The organism is Gilliamella sp. W8123 (assembly GCF_016101085.1).
In the GTDB taxonomy this organism is placed as follows: domain Bacteria; phylum Pseudomonadota; class Gammaproteobacteria; order Enterobacterales; family Orbaceae; genus Gilliamella; species Gilliamella apis.
Genome location: NZ_JACFRE010000001.1, coordinates 38459 through 59950 on the forward strand (window position 1 = coordinate 38459; position 21492 = coordinate 59950).

The window sequence follows — 21492 nt, forward strand, 5'->3', positions numbered from 1 at the left end:
GAGTAAGTTATATTTTAGGAGTAATCAATGATATCGTTAATCTTCTTAGGAAGAGCTATTTTAATTCTTTGCTTATACGTCGTTATTCTACGGTTATGGATGCAACAGGCAAGAGTCAATTTTTATAATCCATTTACCCAGTTTATTGTGCGTATTACCCAACCGGTAATTGGTCCGTTACGAAGATTAATTCCATCTATCGGGCGTATTGATACAGCAACTTGGCTCGTTTTTTATCTGATTGCATTACTTAAAGTTATGTTTATCTACCGGTTTGAAGGCATTGATGCACCTATTTGGAGCACTTATTATCTTTTATTTGCTTTAGCTGCCATGGTACATGCTTTTGGACATTTATTATTTTGGTTATTATTCTTTAGGGCTATCTTAAGTTGGGTTAGTCGAGGCCAATCAGTCGCAGATGAATTGCTTGCTCAGCTAACCGAACCTTTAATTGCACCAATTCGCCGAATTATCCCACCAATTGGCATGATTGATCTTTCATTTATGGTAGTTGTTTTTATATTGATGTTTTTGAATTTATTGGCAATCGATCTTCTCGGTAATTTGTGGCTGGCATTCTAAAAATTAAAAGAGAGCCTATGCTCTCTTTTAAATAATATGATCTTCCCAGAAAATAACATCCTTTTCATAAACAATTCTATTTTTAACCGATATTTTTAACTTATGCATTAATTTTTTATTACCGACAATCAGCGGATGCCATTCTGGTAATACTCCTGTTTCGGAAAAATAACGATAAGCACAAGTTTTTGGTAACCATTCGATAGTCAGTAAATTTTCCCGTGTTAATTTTATGCAATCAGGTTCATAATCAAAACGGGTATGATAATGCTTACATTGACAAGTATTTGAATCAAGCAAATTACAGGCAACATTCGTATATAGGATTTCGTCAGTTTCTTCGTCCATTAATTTATTTAGACAGCACTGACCACAACCATCACAAAGTTGTTCCCATTCATCATCACTCATCTGATCTAAGGTTTTATGTTCCCAAAAAGGTTCAATCATACTTTAAAATCATCTTCATTTAACATTTGTAAAAAAAATCCATCCTCTTTGATCTTTTCTTCAATTTCATTTGCTGTTCCAACAACAAATCGCCTTTTACCATCAAGCAATACTTTCATAACAAAGACTGGCGCACCAAAAATTGACATTATCTTTTCCGGTATATGTGAAAAATCATTTTCACATTCCATATATAAATAACAGTTTTCTTTTTTGCTACTTCTATAGATATAACACCACATCATAAATTACATCTTACCTCTCAATTATTTCAGGCTATTTTGTAAATAAACTCCAGCACCAAATAATCCTGGATCTTTATGCGTTATGACATAAACAGGAATTTTTTTAACTAAAAAAGACATACGACCTTTGTGTTCAAATGCTTCTCTAAATGGTGATGATTTAAAAAATTCGATGAATCGAGGAACAATACCGCCCGCAATATACACACCGCCTTGGGTATTAAGAGTTAAAGCCAAATTGCCACCAAATCGTCCCATAAAAGTACAGAAATAATTTAAAGTAGCTAAGCAAAGTGGACAACTATTCGACAATGCTTTATTAACGATTATATCTGGCGTAATATCTTCAATCGGTTGATTATTGATTTGTAATAATGCTTGATAGATATTAACAATACCATTACCAGATAGAAATCTTTCTGAAGATACCCGACCAAATTTGTTACGTAACTGTTGTAAAATTCGATCTTCTTCTTCATTAATCATTGGTAATTCAGTATGTCCACCTTCACCGGATAAACTAAGCCAATGTTCGTTTAATTTAATTAAATGAGAGACGCCTAAACCTGTTCCTGCACCATAAATTGCTATTGGATAATTAAGATTAGTTTCACCACCACCAACTTTTATCACATCATCTGATGATAATCGAGGGATGGAATACGACACTGCAGTGAAATCATTGATAACTTCAAGCTTAGTTAAATTCAATTCTCTAATCAATTCAGAACGAGAAAATGACAAATTATTATTCGTCATTTCAATTAAATCACCTTCATTAATTGGACATGCTATAGCAATACAAGCCATCTCAATAGTTACAGATTGTGATGTTAAATAAGTCTTAATCAAATTAAGCAATACATCATCTTTTGAAATGAGGATTTTAGTTATCGCTGATAATTCATTACTATCTAAATTATAAAGTGCAAATCGGGCATTGGTTCCACCAATATCAGTAACTAGTGCATATTTACTCATGTTATTCCCTTTTAAAAAATAAAATCTTTCTAGATAAACACTAATTTAATCAATTCAATTAATGCTATAACATAATGAGTAATATTATGGACTATTTAGATTGATTTAACTAGATTGCTTTAACTGAATTCACTAATGGAATTATTGCCGCTAACAAAATGTTAGCGGATGATATTTAGAATTTGAAGGAAATAACCTACTATAACCACTTTTTAACTTTAAAGTAAATGTAAGGGGCAATACCTGCTAGTAACATCAATAATAAGGATAAAGGATAGCCATATTCCCACTTCAGTTCAGGCATGTTTTCAAAGTTCATTCCATAAGCCGATGCAACCACTGTTGGTGGTAAGAATACTACCGAAACAACTGAGAAAATTTTAATTATTCGGCTTTGTTCAATATTGATAAAACTGGTAGCCGCTTGCATCAAAAAGTTTACTTTTTGGAACAAAGATTCATTGTGAGGTACCAATGATTCAATATCTCGTATTACCTCTCGTGCTTGCTCTAACTGATCTGTAGGCATTTTTGCTCGACGCACTAAATAATTAACCGCACGTTGACTATCCATCAAACAAAGCCGTACTTTCCAAGCTGTATCTTCTAGTTCAGCTAAAGATGTAATAGCCTCATCATAGTGTTCCTGAGCTGAACGATCCATAATAATTAAGCTTAACTCTTCAAGCTCGCTATAAATATTTTCGATCTGATCAGCTAATTGCTCAACTTTAACTTCAAATAAATCCAATAATACTTCGTATGGATTACCATCATTCATGCCTTGATAACGTGAACGCATTCGGTATAGACGGAAAGCAGGTAAATCACGTTCACGCAATGTGAATAAACGACCATTGTGTACCGTAAATGCGACTGTTGAGTTACCGGCTCGGTCTTCCGCATCTTCATAAAAGAAGAATGAGTGAACATGTAGTCCTTCATTATCTTCGAAAAAACGGGCTGATGCCTCAATATCATCAAGTTCAATACTTGTTGCTAGATTTTGGCCTAAATTGGTCAAAATGACTTCACGATCTGCTTCTTCTGGTTCAATTAAGTCAATCCAGATCGCATTTTTAATATCGCCTTCATTAATTTTTACTAATTGTTTGTTTTTTAATCCAAACGCATTAATCATAAGGCCTCCAAGAGAAAAATTGTTTAAGATATAATATCTACAAATGGCAGGCATTATACTCGTTATAGTAAAAAATTCCTATGATAAAGCGAATCTTTCTGTATTTTAAAATTTTGGATACTTAATTCCAAATTTAAATTAAATTCGGTGATGTTAATTAAGTCTCATGATACAATAATACATATCAAATATTTATGTAATTGTTAGGAGTGTATAATGGCAAATAGAGGTATTAATAAAGTCATTTTAGTAGGGAATTTAGGTCAAGATCCAGAAGTTCGGTACATGCCAAACGGTAACGCTGTCGCAAATTTTAGTGTTGCTACATCAGAAACTTGGAAAGATAAACAAACTGGTGAAAACCGAGATCGTACCGAATGGCATCGCGTTGTTGTATTTGGTAAATTAGCTGAAATTGCTGGCGAATATGTTAAAAAAGGTACTCAAGTTTATTTAGAAGGACAATTACAAACTCGTAAATGGCAAGACCAAGCGGGTAATGATCGTTATTCTACTGAAGTAGTGATCAATGCTGTAGGTGGAACACTACAAATTTTAGGCTCTCGTTCAGGAGATAGTTTTAATGATGGCTCACAAAACTGGGGACAAAGTGCTAATAATACTTCGTCTGCTCCTAGTACATCACGTCCTTCAACAACAAATGAACCAGCAGCAAGTCAACCAACTATTCCTGAACCACCAATGGATTTCGATGACGATATTCCATTTTAATGGTTATTTATTCAATTCTATATTATATAGGCGTATAAATTACGCCTTTTTTCAATCCATATTCATTCATACTTTTCGCAAATAATGACAACTTATTATGTTTAACTTTTCTTAAAACCTGTGTTAGAACGGTAAAGATCAGGTGTAACTCCTGCGATATTTTTAAACATAGTAATAAAAGCGGATACTGAACTATAACCAACAGAAAATGCGATATCTTGAATCGATTTATCTTGTTTTAAAAGCGAGATACTATACAAAAATCTTAACCGTTGCCGCCACATTCTAAATGACATACCTAATTTTTGTTGGCAACGTCTTGCAAGGGTTCGTTCAGTTGTAAATACTGTTTGAGCCCACTGTTCAAGAGTCTTATTATTAGCTGGTTCTAATTCTAACTCTTTTAAAATAGGAGCTAAATATTTATCGTTCGAACTTGGCAAATAGAATGTAAGGTTAGATTCCATTAAGAGTTGATCGATTAACACTTGTCCTAAACGAAGAGGTGGCGGTATGTCATTTATCGGCGTAATATTAGCACAAAACTAAAAAGCGCCATTGTTTAAAATAAAGGCTTCAGATAAAGATTCATAACTAACCAGTACTGCGCTAATATTTATTTAGTTTTCACCTAACTTAATGTATCTTTTTTATATATTTCATCTATACTTAATTAGAACTTTTATTACAATTTGGATTGAAGTTATGTTGGAACTTATACAAACAGTCGGTTTTGGTTTAATTCTGTTTATTCCATTAACTAATCCGTTAACTACCGTTGTACTGCTATTAGGTCTATCAGGCGATATGACCAATGAGGAACGTAATTACCAGTCAAAAATGACTTGTATTTATGTTTTCATCATCATGATTGTTTCATTTTATTGTGGACAATTGGTCATGAGCACATTCGGTATATCTATCCCTGGTTTACGTATAGCTGGAGGCATGATTGTTGGCATTATCGGTTTTAGAATGCTTTTTCCTCAACAACCCTCGCATAAAACATTAGAAGCAGATGCAAAAAAGAAAGAAGTTTCCAATAATATCGCTTTTGTACCACTTGCAATGCCAAGTACTGCTGGGCCGGGAACCATTGCTATGATAATCAGTATGGCTTCCACTGTAAAAAGTGGTGGATATAATGTATCGACTTGGGTTGTTTATACTTCGTCAATACTTGTACCTTTATTATTATGTATTATTTTATGGTTATGTATGCGTAGTGCTGGTAATATAATGCGCTTTATGGGTAAAAGTGGTATTGAAGCCACATCAAGAATAATGGGCTTTTTACTGGTCTGTGTTGGTACACAATTTATTATAAATGGTGTTAAAGAATTAATATTAAACTTCCCAAATATTTGAGGAAGGCTATTTTTTTATTACGAATTTTTACCGTATTGGTTAACTACCGTATTGGTTAACTAAAGATTTGGGATATTTTTTATCATTTCTACTCGCATCAAATAATCATATAGAGGTAAAAGCTGTTTAAAACCTTTAGCAAGTTTATTCGGTAAATCACCATTTAGGACATCTTCAATATGATTATTGGTTACCATTACAGCAATATTCTTTCGATTGTACCATGTCGATAATTTTTCATCTTGATCTTTGATTAATGGTCTTTTATACATTTCCCCTACTAATTCAAATGGTTTCTTTACACAATTAACTACCGCCAAAAATTTAGAGGGGTCATTTAATATTTCTTCTCTAAAGATATCCATAGTAGGTTTTGAAGCACAATAATAACCTAAACCATATCTATAGCTATCTGGACCAATTTCAAAAAAATAGGCTGGAGCTTCTTTCCAATCACGATTAGGGCGTTTAAACGTCAACCATAAACGACTACGGTATAATGACTTATCTTTCGAAAATCGCGTATCACGATGAATTCGTGAAATTGTTTTACCTATAGCTGGACGCGTTTCAAACCATTCATCAATTTTAAGCATGGTTGGTGTTAGTTGCTCAACCAATAATCGAAAAGGTTTGATCAAATCATTGTCATAAATTGATCTATGCTCTTCAAACCAAACTCTACTATTGTTAATCCAAGCATCTTGTAAAAAATTTAACCCTTCTTGAGTAAAGCCAGTAAAATTTGCCATATATTACTCCTGATATAATGCTCTAACTTTATCTAAGTCCTCTTGGGTATCAACCCCAATAGCTGGAGCTTGTTTGGCCACCGCTACATGTATTTTCTCACCATACCAAAGAACTCTTAATTGTTCTAACATTTCTATCTGTTCTAAAGCAGAAGGTGCCCATTGAATATATTGACGAATAAAACCCGCACGATATGCATAAATACCAATGTGACGTAGGTAAAAATCACCAATCGAATCTAGTTTATTTTGTTCACTCAATTTAGCAAAACGATCACGCTCCCACGGAATAGTCGCCCGTGAAAAATAGAGTGCATAACCATCTTTATCCATAACCACTTTTACTGCACCTGGATTAAATGCTTCTTCAACAGAATCAATCGGTACAGCTAAAGTTGCCATGCCGGTTTTATAATTCACTAAATTATCAGCAACTTGATCAATAATAATCGGTGGAATTAATGGTTCATCACCTTGAACGTTTACAATAACTTCATCGTCAGCCAGTTGAAAAGTATTAATGACTTCAGCTAAACGTTCAGTTCCTGAGTTATGCTTATCACTCGTTAAAACGACTTCACCACCATAGCTTTGCACTACATCAAAAACTTGTTGGTTATCAGTCGCAATGATGACTCGACTAGCCGATGATTTTTGTGCTTGTTCCATCACTCGAATTATCATCGGTTTGCCATGGATATCAGCAAGGGGTTTTCCCGGTAAACGGCTGGAAGCATATCTAGCAGGAATAATTACTGTAAAACTCATAAAATTACCTCAAAACTTTAATTATTCTTTATCACAATTAGATTGATTTAATGAATTTGCTTCGCTTGCTAATAATACCGGAATCCCTTCTTTTATTGAGTAAACTAACCTATCATTTTGGCAAACTAATTGTTGGTGTTGCTTATCGTATTCTAATTGTCCATGGCATTTAGGACAAGCAATAGCACTTAATAACAGTTGTTTCATTTTTTTTCTCTTTGTAATTTTCTTTCTACAAATAGTGAGTAAATCTTTTCAATAGCCTGATCGGGTATCGTAGCATCAATTGGTAAATACCACCAATTAGGTAATGCAAATTGTCGACATTTCACTGCATCTTTTTCAGTCATTAAAAGTGTTTGATTATTTGTAGCTATTTTCTCTAATAATGGCAGGCTAAAATTTTGATGATCAGCAAAAGATTCAGTATGTAACAAATCTGCATTCATTTTTATTAACATATCAAAGAATCGCTTTGGATTACTAATACCGGCAATGGCACAAATGTGATGTAATGCCGATAATTGGCTTTTTTCATTAGTTAGTAGATTTACCGCGTAACTAGGGGTTAATTGCATAGTATAAGTTTTATCTGGATACTGATTTGATATATCGCCTGAACTGTCACCATTTATCATAATTAAGTCTACTGATTTCAACCGATTTGTTCGTTCTCTCATCGGGCCAGCTGGGATCCACCAACCGTTTCCGAATAGTCTCTTACCATCAACGACTACGATCTCAATATCACGAGCTAATGCATAATGCTGTAAACCATCATCAGTTAAAACAACATCCAATTGATATGATTTTAATAATTCTTTAACTGCCTCGACTCGCTTAGGTGCGACCGCAATTGGTACTTGAGTTCTTTGATAAATTAAAATTGGTTCGTCACCAGCCTGCGCAGTGGTAGTATTTTCATCTAAAATTAATGGATAATGGTCGGATTTTCCACCATAACCACGAGAGACTAATCCAACCTTCAGACCTTTAGCCTTTAAAGCTTCAATTAAACTAATTGCCAGAGGTGTTTTACCATTACCTCCTGCTGATAAATTACCAATGACAATAATGGGAACTGGCGATTGCCATGCTTTGAATATACCAAACTTGTATAATTGACGACGAATAAAGCTAATACATCCATATAATAATGAAAATGGCAACAACAACCAAAATGATTTATTTTTACCATACCATAATTTCTCAATCATAACTTTATTATGCTCGCTAGTTCCAATAATTTTATTTTATATAGTGAATAAATATATAATTTGTACACCATATTAACAATAATTCTATTTTACTCATAAAATGATAAACTACCAAACCAATCATGATACCATCTTGGATTGATATCTTGTCGCATCGTTTTCTGTTGCCATGATGTTGGATAAAAAAATAGACTAATCTGCCCTTCCTTGCCTGTAATATAATAATTAATATTTAGCGCTTTATAACGATTAGTTATCTTATTTGAAGGCAATCGCCATGGGTTATAACGTGATGTTGAAGTTAGCGCATTAGAGGGATTAACATAATTTAAGAATGGATAACTTGATGAAGTAGTACTACCATGATGAGGAGTTTGTAGAATGGTTGAGTGTAGACTGCGTTTATATTTAACCACTAAATCATATTCTTGTTTACGTTCTAAATCGCCAGTCAATAACACTGAAAATTGACCATCAGTAATTTGTATTACACATGAATCGCCGTTATTAGGATCGCTCACTAATTGGGTCGGCCATAACACATTAAAGCGTAAATGTTTCCAATTAAAATTATGATCAGCTAAACAGTTATAATCATTACTCAAACTAGTAGATGAACTCATTAACCATGCATTAGGATAACGTTGTTGTAAATAGCTTAAGCCACCGATATGATCATTATGACTATGGCTTATAATAATTCCTTCAACGTTCAGATTATGCCATTGTAAAAAAGGGATAATTACTTGCTCTGCTGCTGAACTATCTTCCCATTTTGCGCCAGTATCATACAAAATAGCTGATTTACCATTGTGAATCACAATCGCCAATCCATGCCCAACATCCAACATATCAACTCTCCATAGATAATCGGGTTGTTTATAAATTGGTGAAAATAACATTATTATAATAATCACAATAGTAAAGCTAAATCGACGCCAAAATTCTATCCGAATAATGATTATAGTTATCCAACCAATACCACTAAACAAATAAAAATCCGCCGGTATATTTAGCCATAAAATATTTAAATATTCTAAGCAATAAAAAAGCCATTCTAGTGAAGTTTGCGCAACAAACCATAACCATAAAGCAAGGTAAAAACAGTCCATTAAACTAAATAATAATGCCAATAAAATCGCAGGAAAGGTGATTAACGAAACAATAGGAATGGCAATTAAGTTAGTTAACAACGCAACAACACTTATACCATGGAAAATAAATAATTGGATAGGAAGCAATAATAATATTAAACCAAATTGTAAATGTAATAATCTAATGAAGTACCATCGTTTTTTATTTTTTAACGTGCTAGCTAGTGGCAACCATTCAAATAAAAAAATCAAGCTAACCACAGCATAACAGGACATCCAAAAACTTTCAGATAGTATCATTAGCGGATCAAAAATTAATAATAACGCTATAATACGGTTAGTTTTCTGCCATGCGCTAATGTGATTATTTTTATAGCGCAAATATATCCAAATTGATAAAGCTAAAATAGCACGTAATGCTGGAGGATTAAAACCAATCAACCATGTATAACATAACGTCATTAACCAACCAATTAATATGGGTAACAATAAAGGGCTATAGCGTTGAGGTAAAAAAAACACTAATCCTTTTAGCAAAAAATAACTAATATAGAATACTAACAGAATATGCATTCCTGAAATTGCCATTAAATGAGCAACACCGGTTTGCATCATAGTTAAACGATTATGATCAGAAATCTGTGAACGGTCACCAAATCCTAATGCTAATAAAATTCCTCGATAACTAAACAAATTAATATAAGCTAGACATTTATCAGCAATACTTTGTCGAATATTAAACTTTTTTTCGAGTAGAACTGATTTAATAACTTTAGCTTTTAACAAAGTATGATTAGCAATCGCAAAACGTTGTTTATCAAATGATCCTTCATTTAAATTACTATGCGTCACTTTAGTTTTTATGGTTAATTGCCAAATTTGCCCTGCTTTAATTAAATCAGATTGTTGCCAATAAATAATAACAGGTACTGGTGATGATAAAATCTGATCTGAAATTTTTAAAATGGAAAATTTTGCATAATATGGATTGGTTTGTTTTTGGGAGTAAATTTGAGTATTAATAGTTTCAACTTTTGCAGTAACGACTAATGTCTGGTCAATATATGGTTCAATTAGACTTAAGTATTGTTTTGCATTTGCTGTAGACCAGAGAAAGCTTAATATAAACACAGCAATCAAACAAAGATAGTAATGACGTCGTATTGGCCATACTAAAATAATAACAATGAATACTCCAGCCAAAACAAACCAAATCGTTTCAGATGGCAATGATGGCAAAAACATTAATGGCACACATCCTAAGGTAAATACAATTGCCATTAAATCTATTGAACCGTAGTGCCGCATCAATTTCTACATATTATTATTGTTTAAATAATCAATCTAATATGTTCGAACTTTCTACGAATTATTTTATCTTTAATTTTAGAGCTACATCCCAGTTTAAAGATTACTATTTCTGTTTCTATTGAGAATCATTCATCTAATTAACAAATAAAAAAAGCCTTTGATTTTACTCAAAGGCTATTTTATTAATTATATTGGAATTATGCTTTAGCTGCATTATTTACACGTTCACGTAACTCTTTCCCAGGTTTAAAGTGAGGAATATATTTGTGTTTAACCTCAACATTTCCTCCTGTTCTAGGGTTTCTAGCTTTACGTGGTGCACGGTAGTTAAGACTAAAACTACCAAAACCGCGTATTTCAACGCGATCATTACTTTCCATCGCTAAAGCAATTTGTTCAATAATGTCTCTAACAGCATCATCAACAAGTTGCACAGGAAGGTGTGCCCGCCAGTTGACTATTCTTTCTGCTAAATCGGATCTGTTCATGGTCACTCCTAATTTATTTTATGTGGTATATATTTTATTCATTTTATACCACAAAAGAAAAAGAGGGCAAGCCCTCTTTACTCTTTGAATAAATATTTTTTACTCAGTTTTTGATGCTGCTTTAAATGCTTCAGCCATTGCGTTAGTAAATGATGCATCTTCTTGAGTTGCAGTATTATTTACAGCTGCTAATGCTTCTTTTTCATCAGCTTCATCTTTAGCACGTACAGATAGTGAAATTGCACGAGTTTTACGATCGATATTTACGATTTTCGCTTCTACTTCATCACCAACATTTAATGCAGTAGTTGCATCTTCAACACGTTCACGAGCAATATCTTGTGCTTTTAAGTAACCTTCGATACCGTCAGCGATTTCAACTGTTGCACCCTTAGCATCAACTGCAGTAACTTTACCTTTAACAATTGCGCCTTTTTTGAAGTTAGATGCAAAGCTGCTGAATGGATCGTCTTCAAGTTGTTTGATACCTAATGAGATACGTTCACGGTCAGCATCAACTTGTAGAACAACAGCTTCAATATCGTCACCTTTCTTATAAGCTTTAACAGCTTCTTCACCTGGCATATTCCAAGAAATATCAGAAAGATGTACTAGACCATCAATACCACCATCTAAGCCGATGAAGATACCGAAATCAGTAATTGATTTAATCTTACCGCTAACTTTATCACCTTTATTGTGTGATTCAGCAAATTGTAACCATGGATTTGGTTTACATTGTTTAAGACCAAGAGAAATACGACGACGTTCTTCATCAATTTCAAGAACTACAACTTCAACTTCATCACCTAAGCTAACTACCTTAGATGGATGAATGTTTTTGTTAGTCCAATCCATTTCAGAAACGTGTACTAAACCTTCAACACCAGTTTCGATTTCAACGAAACAACCGTAATCAGTTAAGTTAGTTACTTTACCAGTTACTTTAGTACCTTCTGGGTAACGTTTAGCAATTGAAACCCAAGGATCTTCGCCTAATTGTTTTAAGCCAAGAGAAACGCGTGAACGGTCTTTATCGAATTTAAGAACTTTAACAAGTAGTTCTTGACCAACTTCAACCACTTCACTTGGGTGTTTAACACGTTTCCAAGCCATATCAGTGATATGTAGTAAACCATCAACCCCACCAAGATCAACGAATGCACCGTAATCAGTAAGATTTTTGATAATACCTTTAACTTCAGAACCTTCTTGTAGGTTTTCAAGAAGTTGTTCTCTTTCTGCGCTATTTTCAGATTCAATTACTGCACGACGTGAAACAACTACGTTGTTGCGTTTTTGATCTAATTTAATAACTTTTAATTCGATCTCTCTATTTTCAATATGAGAAGTATCGCGTAATGGACGAACATCAACAAGCGAACCAGGTAGGAACGCACGAACGCCATTAAGATCAACCGTAAAGCCACCTTTAACTTTACCATTGATAACACCTAAAACTGTTGCAGCATCTTCAACTGCTTTTTCTAATGTTAGCCACGCTTCATGACGTTTAGCTTTTTCACGAGATAAGATTGTTTCGCCAAAGCCATCTTCAATAGAATCAAGAACAACGTCAACAACGTCGCCAACTTGAACTTCTAATTCACCTTGGGCATTTTTAAACTGCTCTACTGGAATTGCTGATTCAGATTTTAAACCAGCATCAACTAAAACAACATCTTTGTCGATTGCAACGACAGTACCACGGATCATATTACCAGAACGAGTGTCTAGTTGATTTAAAGACTCTTCAAAGAGTTGAGCAAAAGATTCAGTCATATTTTATATACTTAAATTAATATTAACGTCCACATTACATCCTGTCTTGTGGGGTTGTTTATGTTACTCCACTTATATCCTTATAATGGAGCTTCGTTCACACAATAAGTTTACTTACAATATAAACTTATAGCGAAAGTTTTTCTTTTATATACATAATAGCTTGATTAAAAACATCTTCGATAGAGAGAGATGTGGTATCAATTATTAATGCGTCAACCGCAGGCTTTAAGGGCGCAACTGCTCGATTTCGATCTCGCTCATCACGCGCAGTTATCTCCTGCAAAATTTCGGGGAATTTAGCATGAATTTGTTTATCTTGCAACTGTTTCATTCTTCTTTCTGCTCTTGATTGAGCGCTGGCATCAAGAAATATTTTAACGGGAGCATCGCTAAACACGACTGTACCCATATCACGGCCATCGGCAATTAATCCAGGCAATTGTCGAAAATCACGTTGACGCTGTAATAAAGCTGTTCTTACTTCATTTATTGCAGCTACTTTTGAAGCTGCTCCACCAGTTTGTTCGGTACGAATCTCTTTTGAAACATCAACCCCTGCCAACAATGCTTTGACTTCATCATGACTGCTATCAAATGTTAACGGCAAATTCAATGCGAGCTCAGTTAGCTGATTAATATCATCTAAAGCAATATTTTTATTTAATGCTGCTAGCGCTAACACTCGATAGATAGCACCTGAATCCAAAAGATGCCAGTTGAAGTGATTTGCTAACGCTTGACATAATGTACCCTTACCTACACCACTCGGCCCATCAACAGCAATAACAGGAATATTTTTTGTCATGTTATATTTCACTTAATCGTTTAAATTGTTCAAAATAATCAGGGAATGTTTTCATTGTACACTTCGGATCTAAAATAGTTACCGGCGTATCAGAAAGTGCAACTAATGAGAAACACATAGCCATACGATGATCATTATAAGTTTTGATTTCTGCATGGTTGAGTTTTGCAGGAGGAGTTATAGAAATATAATCCTCTCCTTCTTCAACAGTAGCACCAACTTTACGCAATTCGTTAGCCATAGCCGATAAGCGATCGGTCTCTTTTACTCGCCAATTGTAAATATTTCGAATTGTCGTTGTTCCATCAGCAAAGAGTGCAGTTGTTGCAATTGTCATCGCTGCATCAGGAATATGGTTCATATCCATATCCACACCATTTAATTCACCGCGAGAACACTCAATATAATCATCAGCCCAAGTTATTTTGGCACCCATTTTTTCCAGCACATGAGCAAATTGAGTATCACCTTGTAAACTTTTTTTACCAACTCCAGTAACACGAACAGTGCCGCCTTTAATTGCTGCTGCCGCTAAGAAATAAGATGCTGAAGAGGCATCACCTTCTACCAAATAGCTACCAGGAGATTGATAAGTTTGATTAGCTTTAATGACAAATGTCTGATATTGATTATTGATAACCGATACACCAAATATTGCCATCATTTTTATTGTAATATCAATATATGGTTTAGAAACTAGATCGCCAATAATAGTAATTTCAGTATCATTGCTAGCTAAAGGGGCTGCCATCAATAGTGCAGTTAAGAATTGACTTGATACTGAGCCATTTACAGCAATCTTACCTCCAGTAAAACCACCATGGATATGAAGCGGCGGATAACCTTCATTTTCAAGATAATCAATTTTAGCGCCACCTTGACGTAATGCATCCACCAAATGACCAATTGGACGCTCTTTCATACGAGGTTCACCTGTTAATACAATATTATTATCGGCTAAACAAAGTGCTGCAGCTAAAGGACGCATAGCTGTCCCTGCATTTCCTAAAAATAGTTCTAATGGATGAGCAGAATGTAATTTACCGCCAACCCCTTCTATATCACAAATTGTTCGGTCATCTGACAGATGATATTTGATATTCAACGCTTTTAAAGCGTCAAGCATATAGCGAACATCATCACTATCAAGTAAATTAGTTAATCTTGTTTTGCCTTGACTAAGTGCAGATAATAATAGTGCACGATTTGATACACTTTTAGAACCTGGTAAATTAATAGTACCACTAAATTTTTTTATCGGTTGTAATGTCAAAGATAACATAATGACTCTCTTTAGTAATTTTAATATTCTTTAAAAATTTTCTAAGGTGGTTTTTAATAGATCGATTGCTTTATGATCTTTCGCACTATTTTGCCATAACTTATCAAATAAGTTGCGATAACGTTTAATTGCATCTTCTGAAGATGTTATTGAGGCAATCCCTGTGGTTATATTAGGTAGTTCACCTAATCGGAAAGGACTCATTGCCAATGCTAATGCCTCTTCATTTTGATAAAATATTTGAAAAGCGATGGATGGGATAGCTTGTTCTGTAATCGCAATTGTTGGTGCATAAGCTTGGTCTTCTATCAATTTGATCAAATGATAAATTTCTTTACGAGCCAACAACATTCTTTCAGACTTTTTACCTGGGGAAATGGTTAAATTACCAACCAAACCAATATGCAAAAATCGTTCAACATTTCGTAAACTGATTAGATTAATCACTTTAGGTATAGATTGATAAAATTGTGTCTTACGCTCATTTAAAATCGATAATGATGTTGCATATCGTTGCGCGGCAATGGATTCACTCGACTCATTTAACATCATACCTAAATGGGAAAGGTAATCGGGTGAAGTTAATAGAAAAGAAAAAGGATCAAAATGAGAATAGATGTGCGTAGATTGTTCTTCTAATTGACGCATACGTTCAAAAAAACCATCACCGCTAGAATAGTATTCGGTATCAATACCTAGCAAACTAGCAAATGAAGTATCTAATAATGAGGCTAACCGTTCAAGTGTTTCTATTTTAACAATTTCGCCTTTTTCTAAACGGTAAACCGCAGCTCTAGAAATTTTAAGACTTTCTGCAACATCTTCAGCTCTGAGAGAAGCAGCGATACGGTAAGCCCGCAACCGCTGTCCGATAGCACAATAATCAATCGATCCAGTAATCATAATACACTCAAACTATTGGAATTTTGGCAGTGTACCATATGGTAGGTACAATGCCAATTTAATGTAATGATATTTCAGATTAAATGCGTGTTTGAGTCTTTTATTTTAATAATTCATTTTGTAATGATGATGCATTTTTAAATTCAGTATAGTCAGTGATAGCTTCAGGTTCTTTTTCTCCTTTTTCCGTTTTTCCTATCACTTGTGATGCTATTACTAAACCTTTTTGGTCAATAACAGTACTTTTATAAAAATCAATTAAATCTTGTTTAGTGATTTTCTTAAGAAGTTCTATTTTTTTATCACGCGAATCAAATTGGAAACGTGATAAACGATAATCTGAAATTAAACGTTCAAACTCTTCATCTAATGATTGAGGCGGCATTGTCTGTTCATCAATGATGCTTCTTTTATACTCTTCAATATCCTTATCAGTTAACGCATCTAATTTATTTAACATTGTTGGGTAAAAAGCTTGATAACGTTGTAATAGATAAGCAGGATCCCACTGGTTAGTTTGCACAGCAAAACCCAGCCCGACTGATTCACCGATGAAAAATGGAAAAATACCTACAAGATAACCCAATTGTTCATGACTCCGCAATTGATCAAAAAACCATGGTGACATAATACTAGTTAATGTATAGCCAACCACTTGACTTTTAGTCGGATCATAATTAGTTGGGAAATAAGTCATTAACAACGCGCTATCGGTACTTTTCGCTTGTTGGGTGATTCTCGCTGTAAACGAAGTTTTAATTGCTATATCATCCAAAGGAGTAAATTCAACATCGCGTTTTAATGTCTTTTGCACTGCATGATAAAGATCCAAAGAATCTTCATTTGAAATATTACCTAAACTAATCATATAAGGTATAGATTGGGTCATCAAGTTATCACGATAAGCTTCAACATCACTAATAGTGATAGTATTTGTAATTTGTCGTCTTTCATCTCGTTCAAAATAGTGTGGCAACTTAGATAATGCAAGAACTGGCTCTGACGCTAATCGAATACTTTCAAAATGATCTGCCCCATCAAGTCGTTGCAGATACCATGATTTAGCTAATGCTAAACTTTGTTCATCAATAGCCACTTGACGATAGCTATTAAGAATAGCCAATACCATTTCTGGTAAATGTTGATTAAAACCAGCAGCAGTTATCATTAAACCATTATCAGGACCAGTGGATAATGACATTCCGGCATTACCTGCTTGAAATTGTAATTGCGTTAAATCACGACTAACGATGTAATCAAGTAACTCAAAAGCAATCGACGTTTTTGCGTCTTTAAAAGCCTGATTATTACGTAAAGAAACTGCAATCACAGCCTTAGGATCATTATTAAAATGACGACTAACAAAATGAATATGATTACCACGTTTGCTAAATGTAGCTGGTTGAATTTGATCGCTATTTTGACGAATTATATTAAAATTATCTGGGATATAAGGATTTAATTCCGGCAAAGTAAACGAAAAATCTTTAGCTAAATTAGTCCACGTTGTTTTTAATTCATCACTGATATTATCTACTTTATAAGGCGCATTGAGAAAATATGCAGTTTTATCGGTAGTTTGATTTGGGGCAATCAACCACACTCTAGCATTGTCAGGAGTAAAACTTTTGATTCGATTGATGATAGCTTCTTTATTCAAATGTTCCGCAACATAATCCGCATCTAATACATTTTTAACCGGATAAAGTAGCATCTGATCTGATAACCATTCGACATAAGACATATCACGGTTAACATCTTTATACTTAAAAGATAAAGCAAAAACTTTTTTTATCTCATCATAATAAGCTTCTGAAACGCCCTGTTTTTCAATTAATTGTAAATAATTGAATATAGCTGCAATCACCTTGTCTTTTTGCGCCAAGCCTTCATCAGTTAAAATGACATTAATATTAAATGTTCCACTATTACCATAATATTTACTATCACAAGTTGCTTGAATAGCTTCAATCAAACCTTGTTTTTGTAGCTGATCAGCTAAGGTATTTTTACTATTATTACTAATTAAATAGATAAGGTACTCATTGGTTTTATCAGTAAATTTATCGATATCATTTTCAATCGGAAATTTTAAAGACAACATTTTTCTAGGTTGAGCCGGTAACATGGTAATTTCTTTACCAGTAAACTCCTGAGTAATCGCTGGTTTGGTAATTGGCGGAACGATTATATTTTTATTAGGAATTTGACCGTAAGTAGATTCAGCTAAAGTTTCCAATTTTTCAATGGATTGATTACTGTAAATAACCCCCACCATAATATTAGCTGAATAGTATTTATCATGAAAGTTAACTAGTTCATCTTGTAATTTACTATTATCTTTATCACTTAAAGTTTCTAAATTTCCTCCCGAAAATTGTGCTGCTGGGTGATCAGGGTTAATTGTTTCAGAATCAACTTGCTGAATACGAAAACCATCACTTGAGCGATACATCGTCATTTCTGCATTGACGGCATTTCGTTCTTTATCTGCAAATTTAGGATCAAAAATTGGCTCAGCAATCGCATCAGCTAAATAATCTAACGCAGTGTTAATTACACCATTTTCAACTTCAAAGAAAAATGCGGTGCGATTACCGCTAGTAGACGCGTTATAGTTACCAGCATGTCGCGCCAAAAATTCTGTAAAACTTGACGGTTGAGGATACTTTTTCGATCCCATCAGTACCATATGTTCTGTGTAGTGAGCTAATCCTTGCTGATCTTTGGGATCTTGAAGTGAACCTACAGGTAATGCTAATGATCCTAACGATTTTGCCGCTTTAGGATCAGAAACCAATAGTACGCGCATTTGATTTGCCAATTCAATTACCTCATATTGGCGATTATCGCGATCACTTTGTTGTATCTTTTTCAAAAGCACAGGGAAGGAAATTTTGTTTTCAATTGCAAAACATGAATTAAAAATAAAAAACACTGATACTATAAAAAAAATAATTTTTATCTTATCCATATATTCTTCGCCTAGTAAAAAGATAATATTATAGTCTTTTTTTGATAAATTAGGGAGAAAAACAAACATTGTTTGAATGCTAAAATTTCTTTACAAAAAATAACTGATCATAAATATCTTTTGCATAAAAATTGCACTATAATTCAATCACTACCGTTAAAGAAGCTGTCTTACAATTATACGGTCTGTTTAGTAACTTTATAAATTGTTTACAATTTTATGTCACAAAAATGATGCTATCTTATCAGCATCAAAATCAATACAAATTAACACAATTATGCAGTAGCTCCAATTGATTTAAAGTAGTTTAGATTTTTATCGAAAATGCATTGATTTAAAAAGGAAGGGAGTACTTCGTTCGACTATATTTCTAGCACTCCCTATATTGATTCCGCCAATATTATGGTCGGAATAGCAGCTTTGTGATTGGTAAATTAAGTACATAAAAAATACCAAACAAAAATATAATGGATTAAGGATTTATATGTTCTATAGAATCGTCTTAATTATTAGTATCTTAACTTATAGCTCCACCGCTATAGCCGACAACAACGATTTTGATAACGCTATTAAAGCCGATCAACTGCTTAAAGAGAGTATAGAGGCTAAAAAGTTTCAGAATTTTGAACTCGCATTGTCAAAACTGCAAATTGCAAATCAACTATCACCAACTAATTCTGATGTCTTAGTTCAATTGGGTTTCAATTATTATGCATTAGGCAAATTAGACCAAGCCAAACAATCATTTCAAAAGGCTTTATCCATTTCACCTAACTATGTTGATGCACAATATGGTCTAGTGAGCGTTATTTTAGCGCAAAATCCTGATAATCCAGATGAAGCGGAAAAATTGCTAAATCAATATATAGAACAATCACCTAATGATGTTCAATTGTTAACAATTAGCAAAACCATCGAAGCCATAAAAAATTCTATTCATAATTGGGATTTTAATTTAGGAGGTACCCATAGCCATTTATCAAAGTCTTATGCCGATTGGAACGAAATGGAAATGGCTCTATCTTATAAATTATCTAAAACAGATACGATTACGGGATATTTTGCACAATCACACCGTTTTCATATGAACGATCAAAAATATGGGGGAACACTTTGGCACACTTTTAACGACAGAGCGTATGGTTATTTAACAGGATTTATCTCTTCCTCAAATAAATTATTTGCCAAATATACGCTAATTAATGGAATCGATTACGCCCTATTTAACTCAATAAATCAGAATGTTAACTCTTTTCATGTTACTTTGGATATGAAGTTAGATCATTACGATGATGGGAACATTAAAAGTATCGATCCAGGTATAATCCAATATTTTTTTGGTGAACGACTGTCTTTATCAGGAAAATGGAATAATACCTTTGATCAAGATAATAAACATATGAGCGGTTTTTTAGTTAAAATAACCGGTTCGCCTACCGAAAAACTACACTTATTTGCTGGTTATTCTAATTCTCAAGAAACATCGGATCGGTCAAGTAATTTTACCCGTTCATTAATTAAAGTGTCTGCTCTTTTTGTTGGCTTTTCTTATGACATATCTGAAATCGTTACCATAAATATCAACTATACGAACGAAGATCGTAAAGAAACAACCCATAACCGTAAGTTGTATAACAAAAATACTATAGGGTGCGGAATAAAATGGAAATTCTAATACGTTATATCAATATCTATAATGGTAGTTTTGTGCTGTTTGGTTTCATTGTAATAATCATAACTTCGATAATTTACTTTAAAAGAAGAAACCAACGGCGACACTTCAATAAATTAAAAGTAACCTTAATTACGGCCTACAACCAAAGCATTAAACAAAACAATAAAATTATTTTTAAAAATGCCATTGATAAAACATTATCATCGGGATCACTAATACTGATTGTCGCTTTTTTTGCTAAAAAGCAACGCTATGAAGTGCAAGAATTTCTACCTTTTTTTGCAGAAGAAACATTCCAAACAAAATTACGTGCACTCTTACATAAAGGAACTGTTCAACAACGAGTTGACGCTGCTAATATGTTGTCTTATTACCCATGCCAAAAATCATTTATTGCTTTAGAAAAAGCTTGTTCAGACCCTAGGCAAGAAGTTGCTATCGCTGCTGCATTAAGTTTGGTAATCAGTAATCCCGATGTATCCTTAGTCGAACTCATTACTAAGCTGTTCAATTCAATACCACAAAAAGGGTTATTTTGTTTTTTACGTCTTATTCCATCGTATAACTTATTACAATTTGAATCACAAGTAATTGACGAAGAATCAAGTAATTTCAATAGTACGTTACTTACCATGTTAAGAGAAATTTCCAATAACTACATAACGCCTTATGTTATGTTTGCCAGAGAAGATCAACGAGATTACATGCAACAATTATTTGAAACTTTACTTGGTTTGCAATGTAAAGCCTCAGGAATCATTCACAGTTGTTATATTTTAAATTTCATTAATGAACTTTGTTATCAAGATAGGATATGTAATATTCAAGAACTTATAACAAAAAATTTTAATTTTGATACTAAATTATTTGTTTATTGGGATGATATTAATAACGGTTTTTATAAAAATAAAGTATGGGCAACATTATGAATAGTTA

The 21492-nt window shown here is 33.6% G+C and carries 21 protein-coding genes; 5 read left to right on the forward strand and 16 right to left on the reverse strand.

Annotated elements, in window-relative coordinates; genetic code table 11:
* Nucleotides 1-27 precede the first annotated feature (27 nt).
* Nucleotides 28-585: a YggT family protein gene (locus H3T56_RS00165; RefSeq protein WP_198191730.1), complete on the forward strand. Its 558-nt coding sequence runs from the start codon at nucleotides 28-30 to the stop codon at nucleotides 583-585.
* A gap of 27 nt (nucleotides 586-612) precedes the next feature.
* On the opposite strand, the gene H3T56_RS00170 is transcribed toward H3T56_RS00165, so the two are convergent.
* The 4 genes from H3T56_RS00170 to corA all read right to left on the reverse strand — a co-directional run bounded on the left by H3T56_RS00170 (nucleotide 613) and on the right by corA (nucleotide 3402).
* Entirely contained in the window at nucleotides 613-1035 is a 423-nt protein-coding gene (locus H3T56_RS00170; RefSeq protein ID WP_086354248.1) for a YcgN family cysteine cluster protein, read from the reverse strand.
* Nucleotides 1032-1280, reverse strand: coding sequence for a YcgL domain-containing protein (locus H3T56_RS00175; protein ID WP_081298923.1), 249 nt, complete (start codon nucleotides 1278-1280; stop codon nucleotides 1032-1034). Before H3T56_RS00175 ends, H3T56_RS00170 begins: the two co-directional genes overlap by 4 nt.
* A gap of 21 nt (nucleotides 1281-1301) precedes the next feature.
* Complete coding sequence (locus tag H3T56_RS00180) at nucleotides 1302-2261, reverse strand: glucokinase (protein ID WP_198191731.1); 960 nt, start codon at nucleotides 2259-2261, stop codon at nucleotides 1302-1304.
* A gap of 199 nt (nucleotides 2262-2460) precedes the next feature.
* A complete protein-coding gene (gene corA / locus H3T56_RS00185) occupies nucleotides 2461-3402 on the reverse strand; it encodes a magnesium/cobalt transporter CorA (protein WP_065579261.1) in 942 nt (313 codons plus the stop codon).
* Between the two features lie 216 nt (nucleotides 3403-3618).
* Here corA and H3T56_RS00190 point away from each other — a divergent pair, with 216 nt between their 5' ends.
* Nucleotides 3619-4134: a single-stranded DNA-binding protein gene (locus tag H3T56_RS00190; RefSeq protein WP_065651844.1), complete on the forward strand. Its 516-nt coding sequence runs from the start codon at nucleotides 3619-3621 to the stop codon at nucleotides 4132-4134.
* A gap of 101 nt (nucleotides 4135-4235) precedes the next feature.
* Here the strand turns inward: H3T56_RS00190 and H3T56_RS00195 are convergent, their stop codons facing one another.
* Complete coding sequence (locus H3T56_RS00195; protein WP_065651843.1) at nucleotides 4236-4601, reverse strand: AraC family transcriptional regulator; 366 nt, start codon at nucleotides 4599-4601, stop codon at nucleotides 4236-4238.
* A 238-nt stretch (nucleotides 4602-4839) separates the two neighbouring features.
* Here H3T56_RS00195 and H3T56_RS00200 point away from each other — a divergent pair, with 238 nt between their 5' ends.
* Nucleotides 4840-5502, forward strand: coding sequence for a MarC family NAAT transporter (locus H3T56_RS00200; protein ID WP_065579264.1), 663 nt, complete (start codon nucleotides 4840-4842; stop codon nucleotides 5500-5502).
* A 59-nt stretch (nucleotides 5503-5561) separates the two neighbouring features.
* On the opposite strand, the gene H3T56_RS00205 is transcribed toward H3T56_RS00200, so the two are convergent.
* The 11 genes from H3T56_RS00205 to ptrA all read right to left on the reverse strand — a co-directional run bounded on the left by H3T56_RS00205 (nucleotide 5562) and on the right by ptrA (nucleotide 18881).
* Entirely contained in the window at nucleotides 5562-6254 is a 693-nt protein-coding gene (locus H3T56_RS00205; protein ID WP_198191732.1) for a DUF2461 domain-containing protein, read from the reverse strand.
* Between the two features lie 3 nt (nucleotides 6255-6257).
* Nucleotides 6258-7022: a 3-deoxy-manno-octulosonate cytidylyltransferase gene (gene kdsB / locus H3T56_RS00210; RefSeq protein ID WP_198191733.1), complete on the reverse strand. Its 765-nt coding sequence runs from the start codon at nucleotides 7020-7022 to the stop codon at nucleotides 6258-6260.
* Between the two features lie 21 nt (nucleotides 7023-7043).
* On the reverse strand, nucleotides 7044-7229 hold the full coding sequence (locus tag H3T56_RS00215; protein ID WP_034903640.1) for a Trm112 family protein: 186 nt from the start codon (nucleotides 7227-7229) through the stop codon (nucleotides 7044-7046).
* Nucleotides 7226-8239 (reverse strand): tetraacyldisaccharide 4'-kinase, encoded by a 1014-nt coding sequence (lpxK, locus tag H3T56_RS00220; RefSeq protein WP_198191734.1) that lies wholly within the window; start codon nucleotides 8237-8239, stop codon nucleotides 7226-7228. The genes H3T56_RS00215 and lpxK overlap by 4 nt, the downstream gene beginning before the upstream one ends.
* Before the next feature lie 89 nt (nucleotides 8240-8328).
* Nucleotides 8329-10614 carry a DNA internalization-related competence protein ComEC/Rec2 gene (locus H3T56_RS00225; protein ID WP_198191735.1) on the reverse strand — a complete coding sequence of 762 codons (2286 nt, stop codon included), beginning with the start codon at nucleotides 10612-10614 and terminating at the stop codon, nucleotides 8329-8331.
* Nucleotides 10615-10841: 227 nt separating this feature from the next.
* Nucleotides 10842-11132 carry an integration host factor subunit beta gene (ihfB, locus tag H3T56_RS00230; protein WP_034901983.1) on the reverse strand — a complete coding sequence of 97 codons (291 nt, stop codon included), beginning with the start codon at nucleotides 11130-11132 and terminating at the stop codon, nucleotides 10842-10844.
* A gap of 99 nt (nucleotides 11133-11231) precedes the next feature.
* Complete coding sequence (rpsA, locus tag H3T56_RS00235) at nucleotides 11232-12914, reverse strand: 30S ribosomal protein S1 (protein ID WP_034901981.1); 1683 nt, start codon at nucleotides 12912-12914, stop codon at nucleotides 11232-11234.
* A gap of 127 nt (nucleotides 12915-13041) precedes the next feature.
* A complete protein-coding gene (gene cmk / locus H3T56_RS00240; RefSeq protein WP_198191736.1) occupies nucleotides 13042-13722 on the reverse strand; it encodes a (d)CMP kinase in 681 nt (226 codons plus the stop codon).
* 1 nt (nucleotide 13723) lies between these two features.
* Nucleotides 13724-15007 (reverse strand): 3-phosphoshikimate 1-carboxyvinyltransferase, encoded by a 1284-nt coding sequence (gene aroA / locus H3T56_RS00245; RefSeq protein ID WP_086320076.1) that lies wholly within the window; start codon nucleotides 15005-15007, stop codon nucleotides 13724-13726.
* A gap of 27 nt (nucleotides 15008-15034) precedes the next feature.
* Complete coding sequence (locus H3T56_RS00250) at nucleotides 15035-15907, reverse strand: helix-turn-helix domain-containing protein (protein ID WP_086357173.1); 873 nt, start codon at nucleotides 15905-15907, stop codon at nucleotides 15035-15037.
* Between the two features lie 100 nt (nucleotides 15908-16007).
* Nucleotides 16008-18881 (reverse strand): pitrilysin, encoded by a 2874-nt coding sequence (gene ptrA, locus H3T56_RS00255; protein WP_198191737.1) that lies wholly within the window; start codon nucleotides 18879-18881, stop codon nucleotides 16008-16010.
* A 484-nt stretch (nucleotides 18882-19365) separates the two neighbouring features.
* On the opposite strand from ptrA, the gene H3T56_RS00260 reads away from it, so the two are divergent.
* Complete coding sequence (locus H3T56_RS00260; RefSeq protein WP_086360434.1) at nucleotides 19366-20556, forward strand: YaiO family outer membrane beta-barrel protein; 1191 nt, start codon at nucleotides 19366-19368, stop codon at nucleotides 20554-20556.
* Nucleotides 20544-21485: a hypothetical protein gene (locus tag H3T56_RS00265; RefSeq protein WP_086360433.1), complete on the forward strand. Its 942-nt coding sequence runs from the start codon at nucleotides 20544-20546 to the stop codon at nucleotides 21483-21485. Before H3T56_RS00260 ends, H3T56_RS00265 begins: the two co-directional genes overlap by 13 nt.
* The last annotated feature ends 7 nt before the right edge of the window (nucleotides 21486-21492 follow it).

What these genes read in the sequence shown, in the direction of transcription:
- H3T56_RS00165 (WP_198191730.1), top strand. Translation starts at nt 28, where the DNA reads ATGATATCGTTAATCTTCTTAGGAAGAGCTATTTTAATTCTTTGCTTA.
- H3T56_RS00170 (WP_086354248.1), bottom strand. Translation starts at nt 1,035, where the DNA reads ATGATTGAACCTTTTTGGGAACATAAAACCTTAGATCAGATGAGTGAT.
- H3T56_RS00175 (WP_081298923.1), bottom strand. Translation starts at nt 1,280, where the DNA reads ATGATGTGGTGTTATATCTATAGAAGTAGCAAAAAAGAAAACTGTTAT.
- H3T56_RS00180 (WP_198191731.1), bottom strand. Translation starts at nt 2,261, where the DNA reads ATGAGTAAATATGCACTAGTTACTGATATTGGTGGAACCAATGCCCGA.
- corA (WP_065579261.1), bottom strand. Translation starts at nt 3,402, where the DNA reads ATGATTAATGCGTTTGGATTAAAAAACAAACAATTAGTAAAAATTAAT.
- H3T56_RS00190 (WP_065651844.1), top strand. Translation starts at nt 3,619, where the DNA reads ATGGCAAATAGAGGTATTAATAAAGTCATTTTAGTAGGGAATTTAGGT.
- H3T56_RS00195 (WP_065651843.1), bottom strand. Translation starts at nt 4,601, where the DNA reads ATGGAATCTAACCTTACATTCTATTTGCCAAGTTCGAACGATAAATAT.
- H3T56_RS00200 (WP_065579264.1), top strand. Translation starts at nt 4,840, where the DNA reads ATGTTGGAACTTATACAAACAGTCGGTTTTGGTTTAATTCTGTTTATT.
- H3T56_RS00205 (WP_198191732.1), bottom strand. Translation starts at nt 6,254, where the DNA reads ATGGCAAATTTTACTGGCTTTACTCAAGAAGGGTTAAATTTTTTACAA.
- kdsB (WP_198191733.1), bottom strand. Translation starts at nt 7,022, where the DNA reads ATGAGTTTTACAGTAATTATTCCTGCTAGATATGCTTCCAGCCGTTTA.
- H3T56_RS00215 (WP_034903640.1), bottom strand. Translation starts at nt 7,229, where the DNA reads ATGAAACAACTGTTATTAAGTGCTATTGCTTGTCCTAAATGCCATGGA.
- lpxK (WP_198191734.1), bottom strand. Translation starts at nt 8,239, where the DNA reads ATGATTGAGAAATTATGGTATGGTAAAAATAAATCATTTTGGTTGTTG.
- H3T56_RS00225 (WP_198191735.1), bottom strand. Translation starts at nt 10,614, where the DNA reads ATGGCAATTGTATTTACCTTAGGATGTGTGCCATTAATGTTTTTGCCA.
- ihfB (WP_034901983.1), bottom strand. Translation starts at nt 11,132, where the DNA reads ATGAACAGATCCGATTTAGCAGAAAGAATAGTCAACTGGCGGGCACAC.
- rpsA (WP_034901981.1), bottom strand. Translation starts at nt 12,914, where the DNA reads ATGACTGAATCTTTTGCTCAACTCTTTGAAGAGTCTTTAAATCAACTA.
- cmk (WP_198191736.1), bottom strand. Translation starts at nt 13,722, where the DNA reads ATGACAAAAAATATTCCTGTTATTGCTGTTGATGGGCCGAGTGGTGTA.
- H3T56_RS00250 (WP_086357173.1), bottom strand. Translation starts at nt 15,907, where the DNA reads ATGATTACTGGATCGATTGATTATTGTGCTATCGGACAGCGGTTGCGG.
- ptrA (WP_198191737.1), bottom strand. Translation starts at nt 18,881, where the DNA reads ATGGATAAGATAAAAATTATTTTTTTTATAGTATCAGTGTTTTTTATT.
- H3T56_RS00260 (WP_086360434.1), top strand. Translation starts at nt 19,366, where the DNA reads ATGTTCTATAGAATCGTCTTAATTATTAGTATCTTAACTTATAGCTCC.
- H3T56_RS00265 (WP_086360433.1), top strand. Translation starts at nt 20,544, where the DNA reads ATGGAAATTCTAATACGTTATATCAATATCTATAATGGTAGTTTTGTG.